Annotated in this window: 22 protein-coding genes; 15 read left to right on the plus strand and 7 right to left on the minus strand. The window is 43.3% G+C overall.

Annotated elements, in window-relative coordinates; genetic code table 11:
* Window positions 1–45: 45 nt before the first annotated feature.
* From GTQ34_RS13420 to GTQ34_RS13430, 3 genes are read left to right on the plus strand one after another with little or no spacing between them, the layout of a single operon-like run.
* Window positions 46–597 carry a hypothetical protein gene (locus GTQ34_RS13420; protein ID WP_166524330.1) on the plus strand — a complete coding sequence of 184 codons (552 nt, stop codon included), beginning with the start codon at window positions 46–48 and terminating at the stop codon, window positions 595–597.
* Window positions 594–2048, plus strand: a complete 1455-nt coding sequence (locus GTQ34_RS13425) for a DUF5723 family protein (RefSeq protein WP_166524331.1) — start codon at window positions 594–596, stop codon at window positions 2046–2048. The genes GTQ34_RS13420 and GTQ34_RS13425 overlap by 4 nt, the downstream gene beginning before the upstream one ends.
* A gap of 12 nt (window positions 2049–2060) precedes the next feature.
* Complete coding sequence (locus GTQ34_RS13430) at window positions 2061–2948, plus strand: hypothetical protein (RefSeq protein WP_166524332.1); 888 nt, start codon at window positions 2061–2063, stop codon at window positions 2946–2948.
* Here the strand turns inward: GTQ34_RS13430 and GTQ34_RS13435 are convergent.
* A complete protein-coding gene (locus tag GTQ34_RS13435) occupies window positions 2945–4222 on the minus strand; it encodes a replication-associated recombination protein A (protein WP_166524333.1) in 1278 nt (425 codons plus the stop codon). The genes GTQ34_RS13430 and GTQ34_RS13435 overlap by 4 nt on opposite strands.
* 121 nt (window positions 4223–4343) lie before the next feature.
* Here GTQ34_RS13435 and GTQ34_RS13440 point away from each other — a divergent pair, with 121 nt between their 5' ends.
* A complete protein-coding gene (locus GTQ34_RS13440; protein ID WP_166524334.1) occupies window positions 4344–5072 on the plus strand; it encodes a rhomboid family intramembrane serine protease in 729 nt (242 codons plus the stop codon).
* Between the two features lie 2 nt (window positions 5073–5074).
* Here the strand turns inward: GTQ34_RS13440 and rlmB are convergent, their stop codons facing one another.
* The 6 genes from rlmB to GTQ34_RS13470 form a co-directional block, all read right to left on the minus strand.
* Window positions 5075–5806 carry a 23S rRNA (guanosine(2251)-2'-O)-methyltransferase RlmB gene (rlmB, locus tag GTQ34_RS13445; RefSeq protein WP_166524335.1) on the minus strand — a complete coding sequence of 244 codons (732 nt, stop codon included), beginning with the start codon at window positions 5804–5806 and terminating at the stop codon, window positions 5075–5077.
* 12 nt (window positions 5807–5818) lie between these two features.
* Window positions 5819–9061, minus strand: coding sequence for a VCBS repeat-containing protein (locus GTQ34_RS13450; RefSeq protein ID WP_166524336.1), 3243 nt, complete (start codon window positions 9059–9061; stop codon window positions 5819–5821).
* A gap of 175 nt (window positions 9062–9236) precedes the next feature.
* On the minus strand, window positions 9237–10583 hold the full coding sequence (locus GTQ34_RS13455) for an arylsulfotransferase family protein (protein ID WP_235915044.1): 1347 nt from the start codon (window positions 10581–10583) through the stop codon (window positions 9237–9239).
* Between the two features lie 146 nt (window positions 10584–10729).
* Window positions 10730–12028: a hypothetical protein gene (locus GTQ34_RS13460; RefSeq protein ID WP_166524337.1), complete on the minus strand. Its 1299-nt coding sequence runs from the start codon at window positions 12026–12028 to the stop codon at window positions 10730–10732.
* A 32-nt stretch (window positions 12029–12060) separates the two neighbouring features.
* Window positions 12061–13782 (minus strand): SusD/RagB family nutrient-binding outer membrane lipoprotein, encoded by a 1722-nt coding sequence (locus GTQ34_RS13465; RefSeq protein ID WP_166524338.1) that lies wholly within the window; start codon window positions 13780–13782, stop codon window positions 12061–12063.
* A 22-nt stretch (window positions 13783–13804) separates the two neighbouring features.
* Window positions 13805–17059, minus strand: coding sequence for a SusC/RagA family TonB-linked outer membrane protein (locus tag GTQ34_RS13470; protein ID WP_166524339.1), 3255 nt, complete (start codon window positions 17057–17059; stop codon window positions 13805–13807).
* 574 nt (window positions 17060–17633) lie between these two features.
* Between GTQ34_RS13470 and rpsL the strand changes: the two genes are divergently transcribed.
* The 11 genes from rpsL to rpsC all read left to right on the plus strand — a co-directional run bounded on the left by rpsL (window position 17634) and on the right by rpsC (window position 24933).
* A complete protein-coding gene (gene rpsL / locus GTQ34_RS13475; protein ID WP_013305196.1) occupies window positions 17634–18008 on the plus strand; it encodes a 30S ribosomal protein S12 in 375 nt (124 codons plus the stop codon).
* A 19-nt stretch (window positions 18009–18027) separates the two neighbouring features.
* The gene (gene rpsG, locus GTQ34_RS13480; RefSeq protein ID WP_166524340.1) at window positions 18028–18504 is read left to right on the plus strand and encodes a 30S ribosomal protein S7; all 477 of its coding nucleotides are present in this window, start codon (window positions 18028–18030) and stop codon (window positions 18502–18504) included.
* An 8-nt stretch (window positions 18505–18512) separates the two neighbouring features.
* Window positions 18513–20639: an elongation factor G gene (fusA, locus tag GTQ34_RS13485; protein WP_166524341.1), complete on the plus strand. Its 2127-nt coding sequence runs from the start codon at window positions 18513–18515 to the stop codon at window positions 20637–20639.
* 10 nt (window positions 20640–20649) lie between these two features.
* Window positions 20650–20955 carry a 30S ribosomal protein S10 gene (gene rpsJ / locus GTQ34_RS13490; RefSeq protein WP_007094989.1) on the plus strand — a complete coding sequence of 102 codons (306 nt, stop codon included), beginning with the start codon at window positions 20650–20652 and terminating at the stop codon, window positions 20953–20955.
* Window positions 20956–21116: 161 nt separating this feature from the next.
* Entirely contained in the window at window positions 21117–21740 is a 624-nt protein-coding gene (gene rplC, locus GTQ34_RS13495) for a 50S ribosomal protein L3 (RefSeq protein WP_166524342.1), read from the plus strand.
* Window positions 21740–22369, plus strand: coding sequence for a 50S ribosomal protein L4 (rplD, locus tag GTQ34_RS13500; RefSeq protein ID WP_166524343.1), 630 nt, complete (start codon window positions 21740–21742; stop codon window positions 22367–22369). The genes rplC and rplD overlap by 1 nt, the downstream gene beginning before the upstream one ends.
* 7 nt (window positions 22370–22376) lie before the next feature.
* Window positions 22377–22667: a 50S ribosomal protein L23 gene (gene rplW / locus GTQ34_RS13505; RefSeq protein WP_166524344.1), complete on the plus strand. Its 291-nt coding sequence runs from the start codon at window positions 22377–22379 to the stop codon at window positions 22665–22667.
* A 9-nt stretch (window positions 22668–22676) separates the two neighbouring features.
* A complete protein-coding gene (rplB, locus tag GTQ34_RS13510) occupies window positions 22677–23501 on the plus strand; it encodes a 50S ribosomal protein L2 (protein WP_166524345.1) in 825 nt (274 codons plus the stop codon).
* An 11-nt stretch (window positions 23502–23512) separates the two neighbouring features.
* On the plus strand, window positions 23513–23791 hold the full coding sequence (gene rpsS / locus GTQ34_RS13515) for a 30S ribosomal protein S19 (RefSeq protein ID WP_166524346.1): 279 nt from the start codon (window positions 23513–23515) through the stop codon (window positions 23789–23791).
* Between the two features lie 7 nt (window positions 23792–23798).
* Complete coding sequence (gene rplV, locus GTQ34_RS13520; RefSeq protein WP_166524347.1) at window positions 23799–24206, plus strand: 50S ribosomal protein L22; 408 nt, start codon at window positions 23799–23801, stop codon at window positions 24204–24206.
* A 10-nt stretch (window positions 24207–24216) separates the two neighbouring features.
* Window positions 24217–24933 (plus strand): 30S ribosomal protein S3, encoded by a 717-nt coding sequence (rpsC, locus tag GTQ34_RS13525; protein ID WP_166524348.1) that lies wholly within the window; start codon window positions 24217–24219, stop codon window positions 24931–24933.
* The last annotated feature ends 15 nt before the right edge of the window (window positions 24934–24948 follow it).

Genomic DNA, 24948 nt, shown 5'->3' on the forward strand with positions numbered 1-24948 from the left:
AGGGGCTGCCTCGATGTTGTTATCTATAAAAAGTCTTAAGAGTTTATGAGAAGATACCTCCTACATTTCGTATGTGCATCCCTTTTTTTATCCCTGTCGATCTCATGTTCCGAAGAGCAGAATTTTGACCAATTTGATGACCTGGAAGTAACTCCATTATTGGCCTCCAGTATTCTTTATATCGAATCAACAGAAGACTTTATAAATACATCTTCCGTATCGGGGGCTTTTTATAGTCAAACGGTGAATTTTGATGCATTCAATGAGCAATTTGTTTCGGAAAGACTTTTGGAAGGCATCATCATTTATGAAGTTGAGAACACTACAAGTAAAAGCATAAATTTTACCGTTGAATTTTTGGATGAAGCCGATAACGTGCTTGATGTGGAAACGTTCAGCATTGACCCTGCGCCATCTGGTGTTCTCACGCGCGAAGTGGCTTATGGACCTGCAGGCAAGAGTTTGGACATATTAACAGCAACATCCACCCTCCGGGTTACTGGAAGTAATCTTAGCGATACGACCAGTACCTCTTCAGAGCCCGAACCCAAGTTTATATTTAAATCAGGTGCAGAATTTCTATTTCAATTGAAATGAGATTGGTCCTTCCCCCATTTATGGCCATCCTATTTGGATTGACCGCATCATTTGGTCAAAACAAGCAATTGCTCTATGATTTTTATGAGATTCCACAATCGTTGATGGTCAACCCAGGTGTAAAGACCATGGAACGGTGGCATACCGGAATTCCATTAATATCGGGATTGTCTTTTCAGGCAGCGACCAGTGGTGTAACCGTCAATGATCTATTTGCCAACGATGTTATCGATTTTACCACAAAGGTGCAGGAAAGGGTTTTGAATGTTATGAGCCGAAGGGATGATTTCAGCTCCACGAGTCAAATTGAAGGATTCAATGTGGGCTTTCGTGGAAAAAACAGACCTGATGACTATTATTCTTTTGGAATGTATGGTGAAACCGATGTTATTGTGTATTGGCCAAGGGATTTGGCCATTCTGGCCTTTGAAGGAAATGGAGGGCCCAATATAGGACGAAGTTTTGACCTTGGTGATCTAAATGTAAGGGGAGAAATGGTAAATGTGTTTCATTTTGGCATCAATAGAAAAATGAGTAATACTCTTACCGTGGGTGCTCGCGCCAAATTGTACTCCAGCGTCTTTCAATTTCAATCGATAAACAATACTGGATCTTTTGTGACCACCCAAGGGGAGGATAACATATATAGAAGCGCTATTGTGGCTGATATGGAACTTCAAACAGCGGGAGTCGAAGGTTTTGTTGATGTTTTGGAGGAGGACACTTCCACTACCCGGAAAGATTTGACAAGTCTTTTTACTGAAAGAACCTTGTTGGGAGGCAATCTTGGTCTTGGGTTCGATGTTGGCTTCAGCTATAACATCAATCCGCAGACGACCATTACAGCCAGTATTTTGGATATGGGATTCATTTATCAATCCAAGGATGTGAAAAACTACACTCTGTCAGGGAGTGCCATTACCGAGGGCATAACTGTTTTTTTGCCAGAGGATGTAAATGACCTTGACAATGACCTTTGGCAGCAATTGGTTGATGATATTGAGGAGTCTCTTCCGTATGAAGAAAATGACACAGGATATATTTCACTAAGACCAGTAAAAGCTTACGGTTCCATACGCTACGATTTTGGCCAAGGAGAAAGCAGAAATGAAAATTGCGGTTGCGCAATAAATGTGGTTAGCGCATCTAACCAGGAATTTTACAGGAACAGTATTGGAGGGCAGATTTTCCTTATAAAAAGACCAAGGGGGATACAGCCTGCGCTTACAGGGTTTTATCAAAAAAGACTTGGCAGGGCATTCTCCTTAAAAACGACCTATACCCTTGATAAATATTCCCTTACCAATTTGGGACTGGGTCTAAATTTTCAAGCGGGGCCCGTAAATTTCTATATTCTTGGAGACAATTTATTGGGTTATCAAAACATAGCTGACAGCCACTATGCATCTTTACAATTCGGATTTAATATTATATCTTGGAACGATAATTGATTTAACCTAGATATGAAGTTAAAAATTATATATATAGTGCTTTTTTCCTTGGGAATCAGTGGTTCGGTCAATGGACAGCTGAATAGCTATAAGTATATCATTGTGCCCAAAAAATTTGAGGCTTTTAAGTCGGAGAACATGCATTTGACAAGCACGATGGTCAAACATTATTTCTCCCAATATGGATTCAATGCGGTGTACGATGATGCTCTGCAGGCAGATTTAATTGCGGACCCTTGTTTGGGAGTTACTGCACAACTTTTGGATTTTTCTTCCCTCTTCGCCACTAAGGCGGTAGTAGTGCTCACTGACTGCGAAGGAAAAGAAGTTTTTAGGACTATGGAAGGAAGAAGTAAGGAGAAAGAGTACCGGGAAGCCTATAAAGAAGCTCTTGAAAATTCTTTCGTTTCTTTTGATGGGATGGATTACAAATACATTCCGATGGAAAAATCAGAAACCAAAACCAAAAAAGAGGAGCCCATAACAATAAGCTTTAAAGATGATGTGAAGTCAGTTGACAATGCTCCCAAACCTAAAATAGTTGAGCAAAAAGCTACCCCGGAAGAACAACTGTATAAAAACAGAGAGCCCGTAAGTTCGAACATGGTGAAAGTAGAACCCAATGAAAGGCCCTTACAAAATGAGACCCAGCCTGTCCCATCATCTGAAGATTTTCAAGCTAATGACATACTGATTGCCCAACCTTCCGAAAGTGGATATTATTTGTTGGACAGTGCATCCAATGTGGTATTAAAACTTCAAGAAACTTCCATGCAAGACATTTTTTTGGCAGACTATATGGGCAACAATGCCGTTGTGTTCAAAAAAGAGGGAAAGTGGGTGCTTGAATATGCAGAAAATGGTGAGAAACACTTAAAGGAACTCAACATCAGGTTCTAATAGCCATACTTTTTTTTCCAACGCTTTTTTAAGAATTCCCGCAAGGCATTTTCCCTTTGGTTATTTCCGGGCTGATAAAAAACAGTACCCGTAATTTCTTCTGGAAGGAATTCAAAATCTACAAAATTATCGACATGATCATGGGCATACTCATATCCCGTGCCATACCCCAAGTCCTTCATCAATTTAGTGGGAGCATTTCTAACGGCCAGCGGAACCGACAAATCCCCAGTTTCACTTACTTTTTTTTGCGCTTCTTTAATGGCAAGATAACTGGCATTGCTTTTAGGGGAACTGGCCAAATACGTTGCACATTGGCTTAAAATGATTCTTGCCTCAGGATGTCCAATGGTATTCACAGCTTGAAAGGTGGTGTTGGCCATTACCAATGCCGTTGGGTTGGCATTGCCAATATCTTCCGAAGCTAAGATCACCATCCTACGGGCTATGAATTTTACATCCTCGCCACCTTCAATCATACGGGCAAGCCAATAGACCGCAGCATTGGGGTCGCTTCCCCGTATGGATTTGATAAATGCCGAGATGATATCGTAATGTTGCTCTCCGGTCTTGTCATAAAGCACCGTGTTTTTCTGAACCTTGTTCAGGACCAAATCGTTGGTAATCGTTATCGCTTCATCATTTTCCGAATTCACGATGAGTTCAAAAATGTTCAATAGTTTTCTGCCATCGCCTCCCGAAAGGCGCAGCAGAGCCTCGGTTTCTTTAAGATCAATTTTTTTTGACTTTAGCACTTCGTCCGTGGTCATGGCTCTGTGCAATAGAGTCTCCAAATCCTCTTTATCAAAAGGATTCAACACATACACTTGGCAACGGGACAGAAGTGCTGGAATTACCTCAAAGCTCGGATTTTCAGTGGTCGCTCCGATGAGGGTTACCCAGCCTTTCTCCACTGCGCCCAACAAAGAGTCTTGCTGTGATTTGCTAAACCTATGAATCTCATCAATGAACAGAATGGGATTTTTGGAGGTAAAAAGGCCACCACTTTGTTTGGCCTTTTCTATAACCTCCCGAACATCTTTCACTCCACTACTTATTGCGCTGAGTGTATAAAAGGGTCTCTGGCTCTCATTGGCAATAATATTGGCCAAGGTAGTTTTACCAGTGCCCGGCGGCCCCCAAAAAATCAATGATGGAACAATGCCTTTTTTGATTTGATGCGTCAAAGCACCATGTTCACCAATCAAATGGCTTTGGCTAACATAATCTTCCAAAGTTTTGGGACGTATACGTTCTGCCAGGGGTTCGTTCATAACGATAAAAATAAAACAAATTTGGGCGCATTTGGCCTATCCTTTTGAAAGGATATGGAATTGAATCTGACAATTTGTGTAAATTCAACCATCTGGCCGGGTAATTGATTCAATTAGGTATATGTCGACCAACGATTATTTTAAGTTCTCCAACGGAGTGGTATTGGCACCATTGGTAGCTGTATTGGCCATATGGACTGTCTTTTGGGTCGAGTTACAATTGGGAATCAACCTGAATGATATGGGCATTTATCCTAGAAGAATCAGTGGACTTCAAGGAGTATTGTTCAGTCCATTCATCCATAGCTCTGTGGAACATTTGTATAACAACACAATACCGTTGGCTGTTTTAACTTCCTTTCTTTTTTATTTTTATCGCATTGCTGCCCTGAGGATAGTTCTTTGGGGCGTGTTTTTGTCTGGATTGCTAACATGGTTTATTGGCAGACCTTCGTTCCATATTGGGGCAAGTGGTTTGATTTACGTATTGGCGAGCTTCATTTTTTTTAAAGGAATTTTCACCAAACATTACAGGCTCGTTGCCCTATCATTGATTGTGGTTTTTATTTATGGAAGTATGATATGGTATATATTTCCTGTAAAGGATGGAATATCCTGGGAGGGACATCTTTCTGGATTTATTACAGGTTTTTTGTTGGCAGTGATGACAAAGGTGAGCATCCCCAGTGAAAAAAAGTATACTTGGGAACGGGAAGATTATAATGAAAAGGATGATCCTTTTTTACGTCATTTTGATGAACATGGCAATTTCATTGAAGAAAATTTGGACAGGGCAAATGAGGAAGATGTAACCATCCGGTATCATTATAAAAAGAAGGACAAGGAGTAACGCTAAATCCTTCTTTGCCGAACCACTTCGTACAGAAAAATTCCACAAGCCACAGAAACATTCAAAGAACCAATACTGCCCAAAAGGGGCAATTTCGCTTGATGATCAGCAAGGTTCAGCACTGAAGCCGAAATTCCTTTGCCCTCAGAGCCCATGATAATCGCACAAGAGCGATTGAAATCCACCTCATAAAGTTCCTTATCCGCTTTTTCCGTGGCTGCTACCACTGCAATGCCCGAAGATTGTAGATAAAAGAGGGCATCCTTTAAATGCTCCACCTTGGCAATTGGAATGTTAAAAACTGCCCCAGCAGAAGTTTTCACAGTATCATCGGTAATGGGTGCAGCACCTGTTTTTGGCACAATGATGCCATGAACGCCTGAACACTCCGCAGTTCGTATGATGGCGCCAAAATTTCGTACATCGGAAACCTGGTCCAACAATAAGAAAAAGGGTTTTTCTTCTCGTTGGATAATTTTCTCCACCAAATTCTCAAAATCATGAAAGGATACTGGAGAGATTTGGGCCACAGCTCCTTGGTGGTTGTTTCTGGTCAGTCTATTCAGTTTTTCTACAGGAACGTAGGACCGACTGATACCATTTTTTCGAATAACCGCTTCCAATTCTAGGTACAGTTCTCCCTTGAGTCCTTTTTGGAGAAATATTTTGTTTATCGGCTGTTCGGCAGCAATGGCTTCCAATATGGCCCGAATACCATAGATTTGGTTATTCATAAATCAATTTAGTTATTGAAGCAGTTTATAGGTCCTTAAAGGACCGTCGTTGGAAGCGCTCAGCAGAAACTGCTCTCTGCTGGAATTGGACAAAGTTTCCAGACACTTCACATTGCCCTCTAGCAGTAGACCGGAAACCTGTTGAGGAACACTGGTATAACCATCTTTACCATTGGAAAGCAAAATAACGCCTGAAATTGCATCCAGTCGTGGTGTTTCCACCTCTGTCTCATAAATATTTCCGGCAGTAACAATATCCTCATAACCGTCGTTGTTGATATCGAAAAAAGCACAATCCAGCAATGGAAATGCTTGGACTTCTATCGGAAGAATACGCTTTTCAAAATCATTGTTTCCTCGGTTGATCAATACTATGGATTGAAACTCTGTGACACTGTTTTCATAGGAGTTTTCCAATTTTTCTCCATAAATATCCACCAAACTGGCGTTGGCAAACTCAGAATACGTCTCAAATTTCTCCTTGATAAAAGGCATCTGTTGTGAGGAGCACTCCCTTCCGCGAACAGGTACATAGGTGTCATGGTATTTTTTGCTCAAAACGATATCGTTGGTGCCATTGTCATCAAAATCGGTGGCGTAAACCTTAAATGGCTTCTCTGGCGAGGCTTTGAACTTGATGTTCAGCCCCACATTACCGACAATATAATCTTTGAGCCCATCCTTATTTACATCAGTCTCATGGACGGAGAACCACCATCCTCTTTCCTGAAGAAGTTCGTCATCTTCGGAAATATTCTGAAAAGACCCATTTGTGTTGATAAAAACGCCCACCCCGGTCCATTCTCCAACGGTAATAAAATCCTCCCAGCCATCATTGTTGACATCAGTGGTTTGGATGTCGTTGACAATCCCAAAATTAAGAAGTTGGGGTGCAATTTTTTGGGTGACATCAACAAGCTCTCCGTTTCTATTTTCGTAAAGTGTGGATGGTTGGGGATTAGGATATTTTTTTGGTATTACCCTGTTTCCTACTAAAATGTCGTTATCGCCGTCCTTGTCAAAGTCGATAATAGCTACTGCTTTGCCATTTTTCGGATAGGATTTCAATGCGTCAGCTTCTTTTTTAATGAATTGTCCTGTTCCATTATTTATATAAAGTCTATCGGCATGATACGAGGAATGTTCTGCAAATTCATTACCACCACTTACCACATACAAGTCAAGGTCCTTGTCTCCATCAAAATCAAAAAATACCGACTCCATATCCTCAAATTGTGCATCGTTGGACAGGGCAGGGGAGACCATCTTCTTAAACCCATTACCGGTTTGAATAAAAATTTGTCCGGGCTGCCCGGAAGCGCCACCAATATGAACATCCATAAGACCATCGCCGTTAACGTCTCCTTTGGTGATGAAAGGTCCTATATTAGATTGCTTATAAGGGAGGAGTATTTCCTCTTCGAAGTCGTCAAATGCATTTTCTCTATGGGTAAAATCCAATCCTTCAATTTGATGGATTCCCTTTGAAAAGAATTTTCCTTGTTTTGATTCAGGTTTTGTCTGGATGGTTGCATTTTCTTTATTGAATGTCAGCGTGGAATTGGCAGGCACATTGAATTTTTGCTCCACCATGCCATTTTTCCAATAAACTGTAACAGTATCGACCTTGCTGTTTGAACCTAGGCCGAAAAGAGCACTGTTTTCTTGTGAAGACCTATAACCTCTTACCCGCTTTACCTCAATCATCTGGGAGTTATCAGCTACCTTTATTTCAACTTTGGCAAACTCTTCGGAAGAATTGCCTTTGGGGATTACTTTAAGATAATTTCCAAGATTTTTTTCGACGGAAAGGTTTTGGTACACAAAAGCCTCTTCGTCCATGTTATTGATAATGATATCCAAATCACCATCGTTGTCCAAATCACCTGAAGCCGCTCCGTTGCTGAATGAGAAATCCCCCATACCCCACTCCTTGGAAACATTTTTGAAAATAAGGTCAGCATTTCTTTTGTACATGATGTTTGGAAGCTTTTCAGAGGGCATAGACTCATAAAGTCTTTGTTTCACCTCGAGCGGTACTTGGGAACCGTACTTCCGACGAGCTTCAAAAACCTTTCGCTGCAGGTCGTTGTCCAATGCATACCTACGGTAACCATTGGTCACATGAATTTCCTTATGGCCATCCAAATCAAAATCGTTCATGAGTACCGACCAACTCCAATCGGTGTTCGCGACCCCAGATAATTGGGAAATGTTGTTGAATTTTCCACTTCCAATGTTTTTCTGTAGCGAATTGTACATGTATTGGTAGTGAAAACCGGCTTTGTTCACCAGATAATCAAACCGTTTGGTGTTCATGGAAGCCATAAGGGTCTTGGAGCGCACATGATCGTTGGCGGCCATGTCCAAAACAAAGATGTCTTGCAAATCGTCATTGTCCACATCGGCAATGTCAATACCCATACCATAAAAGGATATCTGTTGGGTGGATTCTTCAATGTTGTCGGTAAAGGTACCATCTTGGTTGTTCAAATAAAGTACATCGGGCAGGTAGTAATCACTGGCCATGTAGATATCCATCCAACCATCCTCATTAATATCGGATACAATAAGACCAAGACCAAATATGGGCTTTTGGAGTCCTGATTCTTTAGTAACGTCCACGAATTGGCCTCCATCATTTCTGTACAGGTGCGAAGAATTGAAATAAATGGTTTCTTGGTTGGCGTTTACATACCTACCAAAAGTAATGGGATCCATTCCGTACAATTCGTTCTCATTCATCACCAGACAATCGAGATCACCGTCTTTGTCAAAATCAAAGAATACAGATTGCGTACTGATTCCCATGTCTGCCAAACCAAGTTCTTCTGCACGTTCTTGAAACGTTCCATCTCCTTGATTGATGAACATTAAGTTTTTCCGGTTATCTCTTGTATTAGGGCCTCCTTGGGAAACGTATATATCCATGTTTCCGTCCACATTGATATCCACAAAGGTGACACCATTAGACCAATTTTTTCCAACATTGATATTCGCAGAGTCAGTGGCATCCTTAAATTTTAGATTACCTTGATTTATATAAAGCCTATTGGGTACCTGATTTGCACAGAAGAAAACATCCAGTAAACCATCATTGTTAACATCTTCCATTCCAACACCAGCTCCATTGTAGAAGTAGTCGTAGTCGAACAGGTTGTTCATGGTGCCTACATCGTGGGAGATAGTGTTTGAAAAGTCAACACCGCTTTGTACAGCGTCCAACTTTTGGAACACGGAAACATTTTCAATCATTGTGGTTGAATCAGAGGTTTCATTTTTCTTGTCTGGTTGGACACAACCTGAAACTAGCACAATCAATATTGGAAGCCAATAACAATAGATTTTTTTTGTGAATATATTCGTAAACAATTTTCAACAATTTAATTATGTGCTGCGTGCTAAACTATGCTATTACTTGGAAGGATTATTATAGACCCAATGCTATTATGGCCAGGTCATCTTTAGAATAGGGATATGCTCTCCAGAAAAACCCCTGACTAGAAAATTTCCACACTACTTCACCTTGTTCAGTAACCTCCCAAACACCAAAATCCCCCTCGGTTATAAGTCTATTGCCATTAGGAAGCCGAACCAGTCCAGACACTTTTGGTGAATAAAGGTCCATATCGGTAAAACTCCAATGCACCGCGGGCTCGTTATCAACATTGGGCTGTAATGAAAGCGGGTTTGGGAGCTCAAGCTCATATGCTGTTGACTGCATTAATTCGGCTCCATTGGTGAAAATGGATATTTTACCCTCATCAGCACCCGTTAAAAGAAGTGGGTGATGGTTGTTTCGGAATAACCTCTCTCCCGCTGAATTGTCATAGGCCTTGGGATTCCCGAAACGATAAACTAAATCACCACCAACACCATGATTGCCTCCACTATGGGAAGCAGCTTCTTCGACGGTCGTGCTATGATCTATCACCCAAACCTCATGGTAGAAGTTGACACTCAAATAAATCAAGTCATTTATTTCATCATATTCAATTCCGTTAGCATGCATTATATCTCCATCCTCATCAAAATAATAATTAAGGTCAATTAGTTGGGGATTCTCTCCAATCACGCCAAAGTTTTCTTTAGAATTGTCAAAATCCTGTATGAGATGGTTCCAAGCATGCCATTCCCATACGATTTCATCAGTAGCCGGATTCACTTCGATAATGGCTTCGGGAAAGATGTCAATATCCATACTTGAACCAGCTATTTCCGCTTCAGAAGCTGTTTTACGTTCCCACACAATGGTAATAATGTTTCCATTGGGGAGTAGCTCCACATCATGGTGTGCAATGTAATCCTCTGACGAATAGTCAAAATCCCAGTCCACAGAACTATCAGGATTCAAAAATTGAAGCTTGCCACCATGTCCCCCAAAGGTAATTTTGGGGTCATCAGCTTTCATAATGCCCAAAAGTCTGCCATCTGGAAGAAGTTCAACATCATTTCCAATATCATTGGGCAAATCCCATTCATGGATTATGTTCGATTCCTTATCCATTATATAAACGCGGTCATTGCCAGCATCATTGATAAGGATATATCCATCATAAGCAAGGTTCGGGATTAGGAACTCTACTTCACCAGCTTTGTTGGATTCTTCATTGTCTGACATATCATCATCAGAAGATTGGTTATCGTTTGGATTGTTATCTGATGGGGTTTCGCTAGCAGGGACTCCTTCAATAGTATTATCGTCGTCAGTGCTATCACAAGCCAAAAAGAATAAACAAATTAGAACGTGAAGGAAAATGGTTCTACTATGAATCATAATTTTTTTGTAAAAATAATCAAAATAGCATTATGTTAGAATCTATCGGGATAATGTTAGGGAAACCATTTCTCTATAGGATTTAAAAAAATGTAAAAAGGGCACCCAATCTGGATGCCCTTCTTTATATAAAGATTTCAATCTGTTTATTCACAGACCAATAGTTCGACTGGTCCTGGAGTGGGGTTAGGCCCACCATCGGCAGCAGCCTTTCCGTTTGGATCTAAGATTCTGAAGATATGCTCTTCCTCATAGGCTCCTGGTACGTACTCTACCACCAATGTTACGGCACCTTCCGGTACGGTAAAGGTAGCTTCACCACTGTCACCATTTTCCAAGGTAAAGCTTTCGGTGTCCCCATCATCTATGGTTACATCGAATCTAGCCCCGTCCCATCCATCTCCGAACGTGTCGGTAAACTGGATCGTGTATTCCCCTGGGAATGGCGCATCAGCGTTCAATTGGATACATTCCGTAACAATAACAGGATCAAAGTACTCATCTCCTATGTCGTTTTCATTGTCCAAGCTGACCGATCGTCCATCTGTAGTGATAATCTCATAGCGCAGATTGAAGCCGTCGTTCAGCCCAAGGTCAGCAAAGGTAAGGTTGTCGCCGTAAAGTGCCTCCTGGGTCACCACATAGTCATATGTGGCGATACCTTCCTCGTCTACGGTGAAATCCGCTGCGATATCGAAGGTGGCGAACAAAGCCTCATCCTCTGAAAGGTCTGGCCCGTCTTCCTCAATACTTCTGTCAACAAACCTGCGGTATACATTAAGCGTTTCCAAAAGACCGGCATCGATGAGCAGGGAATCACCTATAATGATGGTAACCGCATAGTCCTCATTTGGATTGGTCAGCGATACCTCGTTGGCATTAACATCCTCAAGCTCAAACTCTATACCATCATCGATATCAAATGTATATTGGAACGGGGAGCTGAAAAACGATCCGCCCTCTACCGTACCGGTAACGGAGTCACTGTCAAAGGAACGTCCGTCCGTAAGAAACAGCTCCATATCAACTACAAACTGGTCTCCTGGCAAAATGTCAAGTAAAGTGATACCAGCAGCGGTCAAAAGTTCACCAAGTGTAATGCTGTAATCAAAACTTGGCAGACCATCGGTAGAACCAAACTCGGTGATTGTGGCCAGGGCAACCCCAGAAACCGAATCATCAGTAGTCCCGTTGTTGTCCACAAAGCTCAAGGTGATTTCCACCCTGTCCAAAAGGTCTCCGTCCTCAATGTCCTGTTCCTGGATGGACCAGGTAAGCTCGGCGTCCTCATCGAACATGTCCAGGCCCCCCGTCTGGTCCAAGGTCCTGAGGACCGCACCAGCGGTGAAATTGTCCTGCACGAACAGGGTCACCTTGTCGTCCTCGCTACAGGATGCCATAAAGACCCCTATTGCGAGCAGTATGTATGTTTTAAAACTTTTCATAAAATTTAAATTTTTGTTCATTGCAATTTTTATTAGTTAGCGGGCGGAACCCCGTTGTCGTCCCAGAAGACAGTCTGTTGCTGGTTGGCCTTTTGGGAGATGTTCGAGTTGTTGTTCACTGCATCCACTGGATAGTACATGGATTGGATGAACACATCCGGGTCCGGCTCCAAATTGGGCTGCAAGGTTGTTGGGAAGTTGGTCCTCCTATAAAAATTGTAAGGCTCAACACCGTTCCCAAAATGGGCGATGAAATACTGCTCGCCTATAATGTCCCACTTTCCATTGTCATCTGCTTCGTCAAAGGCAATTGTGATGGCGTTTATGTAACTGTTCACATCTCCGTCAGATGGAGCAAAAGAGGCGTCTGCACCTCCCAACCTAGGGGTGGAGAAGGCCTGGACCTTTGCAATGGACTTGTTCACAGCACTGATCAGTGCGGTACGGGCCCCTGAAACATTACCAGCTACCATGGCACGTTCGGCCAACATGAAGTCAACACCAAAAGCGGTCAACAGGTTGCTGATACCGTTTCCTCCAGTTCCCGAACTGGGGGAAATCTCGGCAAAGGTATCGTCATCGAAAAGTCCCCCGACTGGGTATACCCCATAGGTGGTTCTCAAAAGTCCATCTGGTGGAATACCATCCGCATCACCGTGATCACGTCCCCAATAGCCGTTGGGTAAAGAACAGAAAGTAAACCCGCCGTTGACATAATGTGCGGGAGGCGTGTTCAAAGAACAGGTCAAAGTTTCCTCATCCGGATCTACCCCTGGAGCTCCTGGAGTCGCATTGTTCTGGCGGTAGAAATAATATCTTAGCCTTGGATCGTCTGAGGTGTCCATCAATTCCATGAGCCAGTTGGACATGTATTCCCCCGCACCGGCGTCTTGATAGTTGAGACCGAATCTTGGGTGCCTGGTATCTGGCTGTGTGGCACTGGCCGCAGGCCATTCCCAGAGCAAGTCCTCGGAGGTGTCCTGGATATAGTTTCCACTGGCAACGATCGCATCGAATGCCGCAAGGGCACTGCCGTCCACCAAACGCTTCTGCATATAGATTTTCATCTTCAACGTATTGGCGGCCTTGGTCCAAAGGTCATAATCGTTATCGTAGTAGAAGTCCACTACGGGATCGGCTGATGGTTCACTGGCGAAATTGGCTATGGCCTGATCCACCAGAGATAACATGGTATCATAGATTTCAGAGCCCGAATCCAGTGAAGGATTGAAATTTGGCTCAGCGGACTCTGCTAGAACCGCTTCAGTATAGGGAACATCCCCAAAGAAATCCACCATGGTCACCATCAGAAAAGCCTCGATGAACTGGGCAATGCCAAGGTGGCGGGTAAGCCCAGCTTCCTCGGCCAAGGGCTGCATCTGTCGGATGTCATTTAGAATACCTTGGTAGGCATTGGCCCATTCGTCATCCAAATCGGAACCTTGGTAGGCGCTAAAATAGTTTCTTCCGTTCAGATTGACGATACGGGTCAGTTCCATCCCGATTTCGTTGAAACCGTCACCGGTGGTGTTACCACCAGAAGCCCAGTTATCATTATTATCAAAATCTGCATCCCCTTCAAACTGTCGAATAAAATCCTCCTGAATTGAGCTCAGGAAGAAATCAGGATTGGCCTGCTCGGGAGTAAGTGCATTTGGGTTTGCAGTGAGGTCCAGTTCGGTCGTCTCACAGGAAACCAGGGCAACCATGGCCCCAAGGACCGTTGCCGCTAAATATTTATTTATATTTCTCATTATTCTCATAGTTTTTTTATTCTTAGAATGATGCTTTAACGCTAAGACCATATCTTCTGGAACTTGGGCCGTTGATAAAGTCAAACCCTTGTCCGTTCGATACCCCTAAACCTGCGGTGTTCGGATCGAAGTTGGCACCTTTGGGCGTGTTGAAGGCCCTGAACCAAAGGTTCTGACCGGATACCGTAAAGGTCAATGCTCCGAAAGGTGTCCTGTCCAAGAACTTCTTGGGAAGCGCATAGCTCAAAGAGGCCTCTTGCAAACGCAAGGTGGTCGCATCGTATACCTGCATTTCGCTAGGTCCAAACAATACATTACTGAACCAAAAGTCAGAGTTGTTGATCTGAAGGTTGTTCGGGTTGCCGTTTGTATCCACACCTGGCAGAATATAGGTGTCCTCTCTGTTCAAGGTCTCGACGATCAATCCCCTTCCCAACAATGTGGAAATGGTACTGGAGTATACGTCCCCACCTTGTGTATAGTTCCATTGGAACCCAAGGGTGAAATTCTTGTAGGATATGGAGTTGATGACGTTGGCCACCCAGTCCGGGTTGGGGTCACCAATGATTCCGTCCACTGGATCGTCAACAAAATACCCATCAGCACCTATAACGAACTCTCCATTTTCATCCCTGAGGATACGACCTCCGAAGAATACACCCAATGGCTCGCCTTCGATAGCTGCGTTCCCCAAATTGGAGAAACCGGAGTATACCACTTGATCGGTATCCTGACCGAGGTCTGTGACCGTTGTTTCATAAGCTGTGAAGTTCACATTGGTCCTCCAAGAGAAGCCTCCCTCTTCTGCGGCCCTGAACCACTCGACGCCAAGGTCGGCCTCGAGGCCTTCTGACTCTATCTCACCTATATTGGTGGAAGTCCTAAGGAAACCTGTGGCAGGATCGAGAAACCTGTCGAGGATAAGGTCGTTGGTCGTACGCTTGTACACAGAGGCATCAAAGGTGATACGGTTGTTCCACCATCTTGACTCTACACCTACTTCGATTTCCTCTAAGGTCTCAGGCTGAAGATTTTCGTTCCCCAAACGTCTTCCTGTTGTATTGGTCACCACGTTCTGTCCCGAACCGTCCTGTACATCCTGTGCATCAAGGAACAACGTGCTCACGGTCGGGTAGTTGGTATTACCGGCATCAAAGTTGGCCGATACCCCGATACCACCACGAATCTTGAGGTAGTTCAATATGTTCTCCGATTTCAATCCGTCAAAAGCGGCGGTCGGTATAAAGGACACACTGGCAGAAGGATAGAACTGGGTCCTGTTGTCCTTGGCAAAATTGGATACCCAATCGTTTCTTCCCGCCAAGGTCACATACACCATATTGTCGTAGTCAAAATCGGCCTGTCCGTAGACCCCGACAATGTTCTGCTCGCTGAAGTTCTGTATCTCGTTCTGGTTAAGGAAGTTGAAGTGTCTCAGCACCCCGAACACCTGTTGGCCGTCACTGGCCACACCATTCTGGTCGAACACCGTCCTTCTGGAGGTCGCACCCACGTTGAAGGTAGATCCGATCTTCTCGGTGATGTCATAGTCACCGTTAAGCACCAAGTTGTGGTCCCAAATGGTGTTGGTGTTGTTCCAGGTCTCGTAGACACCACTGGCCAATCGCACATCACCACTATTACTGTTTATACCTCCCTTGTTCTGAAAGTTTACGTTGTTCTCACTATAGACATCAATACCTGCACGATAGATGATGTTCAGGTTATCGGTGATGTCATATTGCACGGTGGCCTGTCCGAACACCCTGTTGGTCTCTTGGTTGGTCTCCGCATTGCCAATGGTCCAAAGTGGATGCTGTATGGAGTTGTTCTGACGGTAGTAGACACTACCACCGGTGATAGGGTTTTGAAAAGGAAGCCCCTGTACATCGATACTCCTAGGGGTGAACCAAAGGTCACCGAACACGGATGAACCCGAACCCGTCGCCCCGTTACCCTGGCTGAGCGCCACTGGGGGGGAGATAAATTTTGTTCTTGCAAAGTTCAGCGTTCCCGCTACGGTAAACTTGTTTGATAGAATGGCACGTCCACCAACCGATAGGGTGTTACGCGTAACACTGTTGTTCGGTGTAAAGCCATTATCCTTCAGATAACCATAGTTAAGGTTGTAACCAATCTTGCCATCATCCGATGCCCCTCGTACATTAATCGATGTATTGGCGACAGCTCCCGTTCTAAAGAACTTCTCCACACTGTCATAAGGCCTCCACTCGTAGCGGGCCCCCTGGAACTCAGGGAACGCTGCCTGTATGGCAGACGTTGATGTGGAATAGGGGTGTGCCAGCGTACCATTATCATCAATGTTTGGTTGGTTGCCCCATCCTGCGGGACCTTCTCTGCTAAAGCTCGGTCCCCAGTTACTGAAGAACCATCCGAAATTCTGGTCGAAGCCGTTACCGTACTCATCCTGATAATCTGGCAACGAGGCAATCTCGTTGAAGAAAAGGGAAGAATTAACAGTAATCTCTGTTTTTTTGGGACCTGATGTACCCGCGGCGCCACCTTTTGTGGTGATAAGAATTACCCCGTTGCGTCCCTGTGAACCATAAAGGGTGGCTGCGGCCAAACCTCTAAGTACGTTCACACTCTCTATGCTGTTCGGATCTAAATCCAGAAAACGGGAAGACCCGTTGTTACCGTTGATAAAGTCCTGACGATCTCCCCCTCTACCCACTGAGTTGGTGTCGGAACTGAATGGCACACCGTCCACGATGAACAGTGCCTGATTGCTACCGCTGAATGTGGACTGGCCACGTATCACAACGTTTGTCGCAGAACCGGAAAGACCACTCTGGTTGGTGATCTGTACACCTGCTGCCTTGCCTTGGAGCACCCTGGCAACGTCACCTTCGGGCCTTGACTCCAACTGTTCCTCGCCGACCTCGGTCACTGCGTAACCAAGTGCCTGCTTCTCCCTTTTGATACCAAGGGCGGTCACAACGACCTCCTCAAGGGCCTGGGTGTCCTCTTCCATCTGAACGTTCACAACGCTCGCCGCACCAACGACCCTTCTGGCAGGTCTCTGCCCTATATAGGTGAAAAGCAGTGCCTGGCCCTCGCTCGCACTGATCGCATAATTTCCATCGAAATCTGTTTGGGTACCCGTAGTGGTCCCTTCAACGACAATGTTGACCCCAGGCAGTGGAAGCCCATCGGCATCCGTGACCGTACCTGTAATCGTCTTGTCTTGTGCAAAGGAAATGTGCACAACAAACGCCAATAAAAGCGTTAACAATCCATTAAGTTTTGTTCTCATTTTAAAATTATTTGAATTAGCTAGCCGCTAAAATCATAATTTCATGTTAATAATCCAAACTAATTTTACTAAATTTTTACTCGGACCTCTTTAAATACCTTTAGTTTAAAATCCTTGCTAATTATTGAAGAGCCCACAATTTACCCTGTCAAGAATTGTTTTAAATGCAAATTTGGATAACTAAATGTCTGTTAGGGCTTACTATAGCTCTTTTAGAGGTTCATGCTATTGCTTAGGAATTAGTGGGAGGATTTGAGAAGGAAAAAATTATATACCTTAATATATAATGTTATTCTAAAAGTTCATTTTAGAATTAATCTTTAAGGAAATTGTTTTGGATAGTGGTTTTATGATTAATTTTTTCGATTTCACCTTTTTCAACTCGAATTTTATAGCACATTTGGGTGTTCGAAATTATTTTAAAACGATTGAAAATAGGGAATGTAAAATATTTGAAAGCAAGTTTTTTCAATCTCTAAATAAATTTAATCTTTCTTGATTTGAATTATTCCGAAATATCACTACATTTGCAGCCCTCAAAAAGAGGGTTATTTAGTTTTATAATAGAAATTTAATGCCAACAATTTCACAATTAGTACGAAAAGGAAGAGCCACAATTACCAAGAAGAGTAAATCGGCTGCTTTGGATTCGTGTCCTCAGAGAAGAGGTGTCTGTACGCGGGTTTATACCACTACGCCAAAAAAACCAAACTCTGCCATGCGAAAGGTGGCAAGGGTTAGGTTGACCAATGGCAAAGAGGTGAACGCCTACATCCCTGGAGAAGGACATAACCTCCAAGAGCACTCGATAGTATTGGTTAGAGGTGGAAGAGTTAAGGATTTGCCTGGTGTGCGATACCATATTGTTCGCGGTGCTTTGGATACTGCCGGAGTGGCGGGAAGAACACAGCGGAGATCAAAGTATGGTGCAAAGCGTCCTAAAAAGTAATCAACTTTAAGAAGAAGCGATGAGAAAAAAGCAGGCAAAGAAAAGGCCGTTGTTGCCAGATCCCAAGTTTAACGATCAATTGGTTACACGTTTTGTGAACATGATGATGTGGGATGGTAAAAAGTCAGTAGCATTCAAGATTTTTTACGATGCTATCGAGATTGTAGACGAGAAAAACACGGACGAGGAAAAAACTGGATTGGACCTATGGAAGGATGCGCTTTCCAATGTAATGCCCCATGTTGAGGTAAGGAGTAGGAGAGTTGGGGGTGCAACATTTCAAATTCCCATGCAGATTCGTCCAGACAGAAAAATATCCACAGCAATGAAATGGTTGATCAGTTATGCAAGAAAGCGTAATGAGAAATCCATGGCTCAAAAGCTGGCATCCGAGATTTTGGCAGCCTCAAAAGAGGAAGGTGCTGCTGTTAAGAAACGAGTAGACACGCACAAAATGGCTGAGGCCAATAAAGCATTCTCACACTTTAGATTCTAAGTAAGAAAATGGGAAGAGATTTAAAATATACAAGGAATATAGGTATTGCAGCTCATATTGATGCTGGTAAAACCACTACTACGGAACGTATTCTTTTTTATACGGGTGTGAGCCATAAAATTGGGGAAGTGCACGATGGTGCCGCCACCATGGACTGGATGGAGCAAGAGCAAGAGCGTGGTATTACAATTACCTCTGCCGCCACAACATGTACTTGGCAGTTTCCAACCGAACAAGGCAAACCAACTGCAGATGCCAAAGGGTACCACTTTAATATCATTGATACTCCCGGACACGTTGATTTCACGGTCGAGGTTAACCGTTCTCTTCGCGTTTTAGACGGTTTGGTATTCTTGTTCAGCGCAGTTGATGGTGTTGAGCCACAGTCAGAAACCAACTGGAGACTAGCGGATAATTATAAGGTGCCACGTATTGGTTTTGTTAACAAAATGGACCGTCAAGGTTCTAATTTTTTGAACGTGTGCAAGCAAGTTCGTGAAATGTTGGGATCAAATGCGGTGCCAATTGTTCTCCCTATTGGCGATGAAGCTGATTTTAAAGGAATAGTTGACTTGGTCAAGAATCGGGCAATTGTATGGCACGAAGACAACTTTGGCTCCACCTTTGATGTGGTTGACATTCCTGCAGAAATGGAAGCCGAGGTAAAAGAGTACAGAGCTGCTTTAATTGAAGCTGTTGCCGAATACGATGAAGAGTTGATGGAAAAGTTCTTTGAGGATGAAGACTCTATCACGGAAGAAGAGGTGCATGCCGCATTACGTGCAGCAGTTATGGACAGAGCCATTATTCCAATGATTTGTGGTTCTTCCTTTAAGAATAAAGGAGTTCAATTTCTCTTGGACGCTGTTTGTCGCTACTTGCCCTCTCCCTTGGATAAGGAAGCCATTATAGGTGTTAATCCTGATACGGGAGAAGAAGAAAAAAGAAAGCCGGACCCAAAAGAACCATTTGCTGCTTTGGCATTTAAGATTGCCACTGACCCATTCGTTGGTCGTTTGGCATTCTTCAGAGCATACTCTGGTCGTTTGGATGCTGGTTCTTACATTTTGAATAATCGTTCTGGAAAAAAAGAACGTATTTCTCGAATCTATCAAATGCACTCCAATAAGCAAAATGCCATCGATTACATCGAAGCAGGTGATATTGGTGCCGCTGTTGGATTTAAAGATATAAAGACAGGAGATACGATGTCTTCGGAAAAGCACCCTATTGTGCTTGAAAGCATGGACTTTCCTGATCCCGTTATTGGTATTGCGGTTGAGCCCAAGACCAAGGCAGATGTTGATAAGTTAGGCATGGCTTTGTCTAAATTAGCTGAGGAAGATCCTACATTCCAAGTGAAAACTGATGAAGCCTCGGGCCAGACCATTATTTCTGGTATGGGAGAACTTCACTTGGATATCATTGTCGATCGTTTAAGACGAGAGTTCAAGGTTGAGGTGAACCAAGGTCAACCCCAGGTTGAATATAAGGAAGCACTTACTGCCCAAGCAAACCACAGAGAAGTTTACAAGAAACAGACTGGTGGTCGCGGTAAATTTGCTGATATTGTGTTCACTATGGAACCTGCAGAAGAAGGCACACAAGGTCTTGAGTTTGTGAATGAAATCAAGGGAGGTAACATTCCTAAAGAATATATCCCATCAGTAGAAAAAGGATTCAAGGAAGCAATGAAAAATGGTCCCTTGGCCGGATTTGAGATGGATAGCATGAAAATTACGCTTAAGGATGGATCTTTCCACCCTGTGGATTCTGATTCATTGTCCTTTGAGCTAGCTGCAAAGATTGGTTACAAAGAAGCTGCGCGAGCTGCCAGGGCCGTATTGATGGAGCCCATCATGAAATTGGAGGTCTTGACCCCCGAAGAAAACATGGGGGATATCGTGGGTGACTTGAACCGAAGAAGAGGGCAGGTCAATAACATGGACGATAGAGCAGGTTCCAAGGTGGTTAAAGCCGAGGTTCCTCTGTCCGAAATGTTCGGATATGTAACCGCCTTGAGAACGTTGTCCTCAGGTAGGGCCACTTCCACGATGGAATTTTCACACTATGCCGAAACACCTTCCAATATTGCGGAGGAAGTTATTAAAACGGCTAAAGGAGTAACCGCTTAATTTCAGCAAGATGAGTCAAAAGATTAGAATAAAATTAAAGTCTTACGATCACAATTTGGTGGACAAATCTGCTGAGAAGATCGTGAAAACAGTTAAAACAACCGGTGCTGTGGTTACCGGTCCAATTCCGTTGCCAACGCACAAAAAGATATTTACAGTTTTGCGTTCACCACACGTGAACAAAAAATCACGGGAACAATTCCAATTGAGCTCTTATAAAAGACTTTTGGATATTTATAGTTCCTCATCAAAAACCATTGATGCCTTGATGAAGCTTGAGCTTCCGAGTGGTGTTGAGGTTGAGATTAAAGTTTGATAAAGTTTCTGCCATAGGGCAGAAATGACATGTCCTGGGCGACGGTCTGGGAAAAACGGTGAAAGAAAAAAATCTGGGTCAGAGCAGAGGCTTTTCTTGACCCAATTTTTTTGCCAAGAAATTGGTATAATAAAAAGTAAACAATTAATAATTAAATAAATATGTCTGGGTTAATAGGAAGAAAAATCGGCATGACCAGCATCTTCGACGAGAATGGAAAAAACATTCCATGCACCGTTCTTGAGGCTGGACCATGTGTGGTTACCCAAGTCAGAACCGAAGAGGTAGACGGGTACAGTGCCCTTCAACTTGGTTTCGATGACAAGGCAGAAAAACGTGCTAATAAGGCCGAGACCGGCCACTTTAAAAAGGCAGGTGCTTCTCCAAAGAAGAAAGTCGTTGAATTCCAAGGGTTTGAAGGAGAATACAAATTAGGGGATACCGTTGGTGTTGACCTGTTTGTAGAAGGAGAATTTGTAGATGTTGTAGGCACATCAAAAGGAAAAGGATTCCAAGGAGTTGTAAAACGACATGGTTTTGGTGGGGTCGGCCAAGCAACGCACGGTCAGCACAACAGATTGAGGGCACCCGGTTCCATTGGAGCGGCCTCGTATCCTGCAAGAGTTTTTAAGGGAATGCGAATGGCCGGTAGAATGGGTGGTGAAAGAGTGACTGTTCAAAACTTAAGAGTATTGAAAGTTGTGCCTGAAAAGAACCTTTTGGTAGTAAAAGGTTGTGTGCCCGGGCATAAAAATTCATATGTAACTATACAAAGGTGGCAATAATGAAGGTAGCAGTATTAGACATCAAAGGAAAAGAAACAGGAAGAAAGGCAGACCTTTCTGACGATGTTTTCGCCATAGAGCCGAATGAGCATGCCATCTATTTGGATGTGAAGCAGTATCTGGCTCGCCAAAGACAAGGCACGCACAAGGCCAAAGAAAGAGCTGAGATTGCCGGGAGTACCCGAAAAATCAAAAAGCAAAAAGGAACAGGTACTGCCAGAGCTGGTAGCATCAAGTCGCCCATTTTTAGAGGAGGTGGTAGAATCTTCGGTCCAAGACCTAAGGATTATACCCAAAAGTTGAATAAAAACGTTAAGCGATTGGCCAGAAAATCGGCCTTGAGCTTAAAGTCCAAAGAGAAGGCTTTGGTAGTTGTGGAAGACTTCAATTTTGATGCTCCAAAAACCAAGGATTTTATGGCTTTCTTGAGCTCTTTGGGCCTAGAAAATAAAAAGTCTCTCATTGTGTTGGGCGGTATAAATAATAATGTATATTTGTCGTCGCGTAATTTGGAACGTTCCGAAGTCGTAATCAATTCAGAATTAAGCACTTATAAAATTGTAAATGCAAATAGTATTGTGTTGACAGAGAGCTCTTTGGAAGGAATTGAATCGAACCTAAAGAAATAGAAATATCATGAGTGTGTTGATAAAACCGATTATTACGGAAAAAATGACCGCTGACAGCGAGCTTTTCAATCGTTATGGTTTCTTTGTTGACCCAAAAGCCAATAAATTGGAAATCAAGGAGGCGGTAGAGGCAACGTATGGCGTTTCTGTGGAAAAGGTGAGAACAATGAATTATGGTCCCAACAGGAAAAGCCGTTATACGAAAACGGGAGTCCAACATGGAAAAACAAACGCTTTGAAAAAAGCAATTGTTGATGTGGCCGAAGGTGATATAATTGATTTTTACAGCAATCTATAAAGACAAGAAATGTCAGTTAGAAAATTAAAACCGATAACCCCTGGTCAGCGTTTTAGAGTAGTAAACGGATTTGACGCGATTACTACTGATAAGCCGGAGAAAAGCTTGCTTGCTCCGTTAAAAAAGACAGGTGGTAGGAACAGTCAAGGAAAGATGACAATGCGCCACAGAGGTGGAGGTCATAAAAGAAGATACCGTATTGTCGATTTCAAAAGGGACAAACAAGATATGGATGCTACAGTGGTTTCCATTCAGTACGACCCCAACAGAACGGCATTTATTGCCTTGGTAGAGTATAAGGACGGTGAAAAAAGATATGTAGTTGCCCAAAATGGGTTGCAGGTGGGCCAGAAAATTTCTTCCGGTTCAAAAGCAGCTCCTGAAATTGGAAATGCACTTCCATTGAGTGAAATTCCGTTGGGAACGATTATTTCTTGCATCGAGCTTAGACCTGGACAAGGAGCTGTAATGGCCAGAAGCGCAGGCACTTTCGCCCAATTGATGGCGAAGGACGGAAAGTTTGTGACCATTAAATTGCCTTCAGGTGAAACACGTATGATATTGGCCACTTGTTTGGCCACTGTAGGTGCGGTTTCCAACTCGGATCATCAGTTATTGGTTTCTGGTAAAGCCGGTAGAAGTAGATGGTTGGGCAGAAGACCAAGAACTAGGCCTGTGGCCATGAACCCTGTCGATCACCCAATGGGTGGTGGTGAAGGAAGGGCTTCCGGAGGTCATCCAAGATCTAGGAACGGCATTCCTGCAAAAGGATATAGAACACGTTCAAGGACTAAAGATTCCAATAGATATATCATAGAACGTAGAAAGAAATAAAAGAAAAGTAAATGGCACGTTCATTAAAAAAAGGACCATACGTTCATTACAGCTTGGAGAAAAAAGTCCAAGCCAATATAGAATCAGGTAAGAAAACAGTTATCAAAACGTGGTCCAGGGCCTCAATGATAACTCCAGATTTTGTAGGACAGACCATCGCAGTGCATAACGGAAGACAATTTGTCCCTGTATATGTAACTGAGAACATGGTCGGACATAAACTTGGAGAATTTTCACCTACACGATCTTTCAGGGGTCATGCAGGGGCTAAAGACAAAGGTAAAAGGTAAGTAAGCTATGGGAGTTCGTAAAAGACAAATGGCCGAAAGGCTGAAAGAAGAGAAGAAGCAACTTGCTATCGCAAAGCTCAACAATTGCCCAACATCTCCTAGAAAGATGCGATTGGTAGCTGATTTGGTGAGAGGAAAACAGGTTGAAACGGCATTGGCCATTTTAAAATTCAACCCAAAAGAAGCATCAAGAAGGCTGGAAAAACTTTTGCTTTCTGCCATTGCCAATTGGGAGGCTAAAAATGAGGAGGCCAATATTGAGGAAGCTGATCTTTATATCAAGGAAATTCGTGTAGATGGAGGAACCATGTTGAAAAGATTAAGACCGGCGCCCCAAGGAAGAGCACATAGAATCAGAAAGCGTTCCAACCATGTTACCATGGTTGTGGAATCGAGTAACAACGTTCAAAGCTAGAAGAAACAATATGGGACAAAAGACCAATCCAATAGGAAATCGCTTAGGAATTATCAGAGGATGGGAATCGAACTGGTACGGAGGAAACGATTACGGCGATAAGCTGGCTGAGGATGATAAAATAAGAAAGTATATCCATGCGCGTTTGGCCAAGGCCAGCGTATCAAGGGTAATTATTGAGAGAACGTTAAAGTTGATAACCATTACCATCACCACTGCAAGGCCGGGTATTATTATTGGTAAAGGAGGTCAAGAGGTAGATAAACTTAAGGAAGAGCTTAAGAAAATCACCAACAAGGAAGTTCAAATCAATATTCACGAAATAAAACGACCTGAGCTTGACGCCAATTTAGTTGCAGCCAGTGTAGCCAGACAGATTGAAAGTAGAATTTCATACAGAAGAGCCATTAAAATGGCCATTGCTGCGGCAATGCGTATGAATGCAGAAGGAATAAAGATTCAGATTTCTGGACGATTGAACGGTGCGGAGATGGCACGTTCAGAATCTTATAAGGACGGTAGAATTCCATTGTCTACGTTCAGAGCGGATATAGACTATGCGTTACACGAGGCCCACACCACCTACGGAAGACTAGGAATCAAGGTTTGGATCATGAAGGGAGAAGTTTATGGTAAACGAGAACTATCCCCATTGGTAGGACTGTCGAAAGGTCAAGGAAAAGGCGGCAAACAAGATGGTAAAAAACCACAGCGCCGTAGAAAATAATATGCTAAAGTAAAG

The organism is Flagellimonas ochracea (assembly GCF_009903685.1).
GTDB classification, from domain to species: Bacteria; Bacteroidota; Bacteroidia; order Flavobacteriales; family Flavobacteriaceae; genus Flagellimonas; species Flagellimonas ochracea.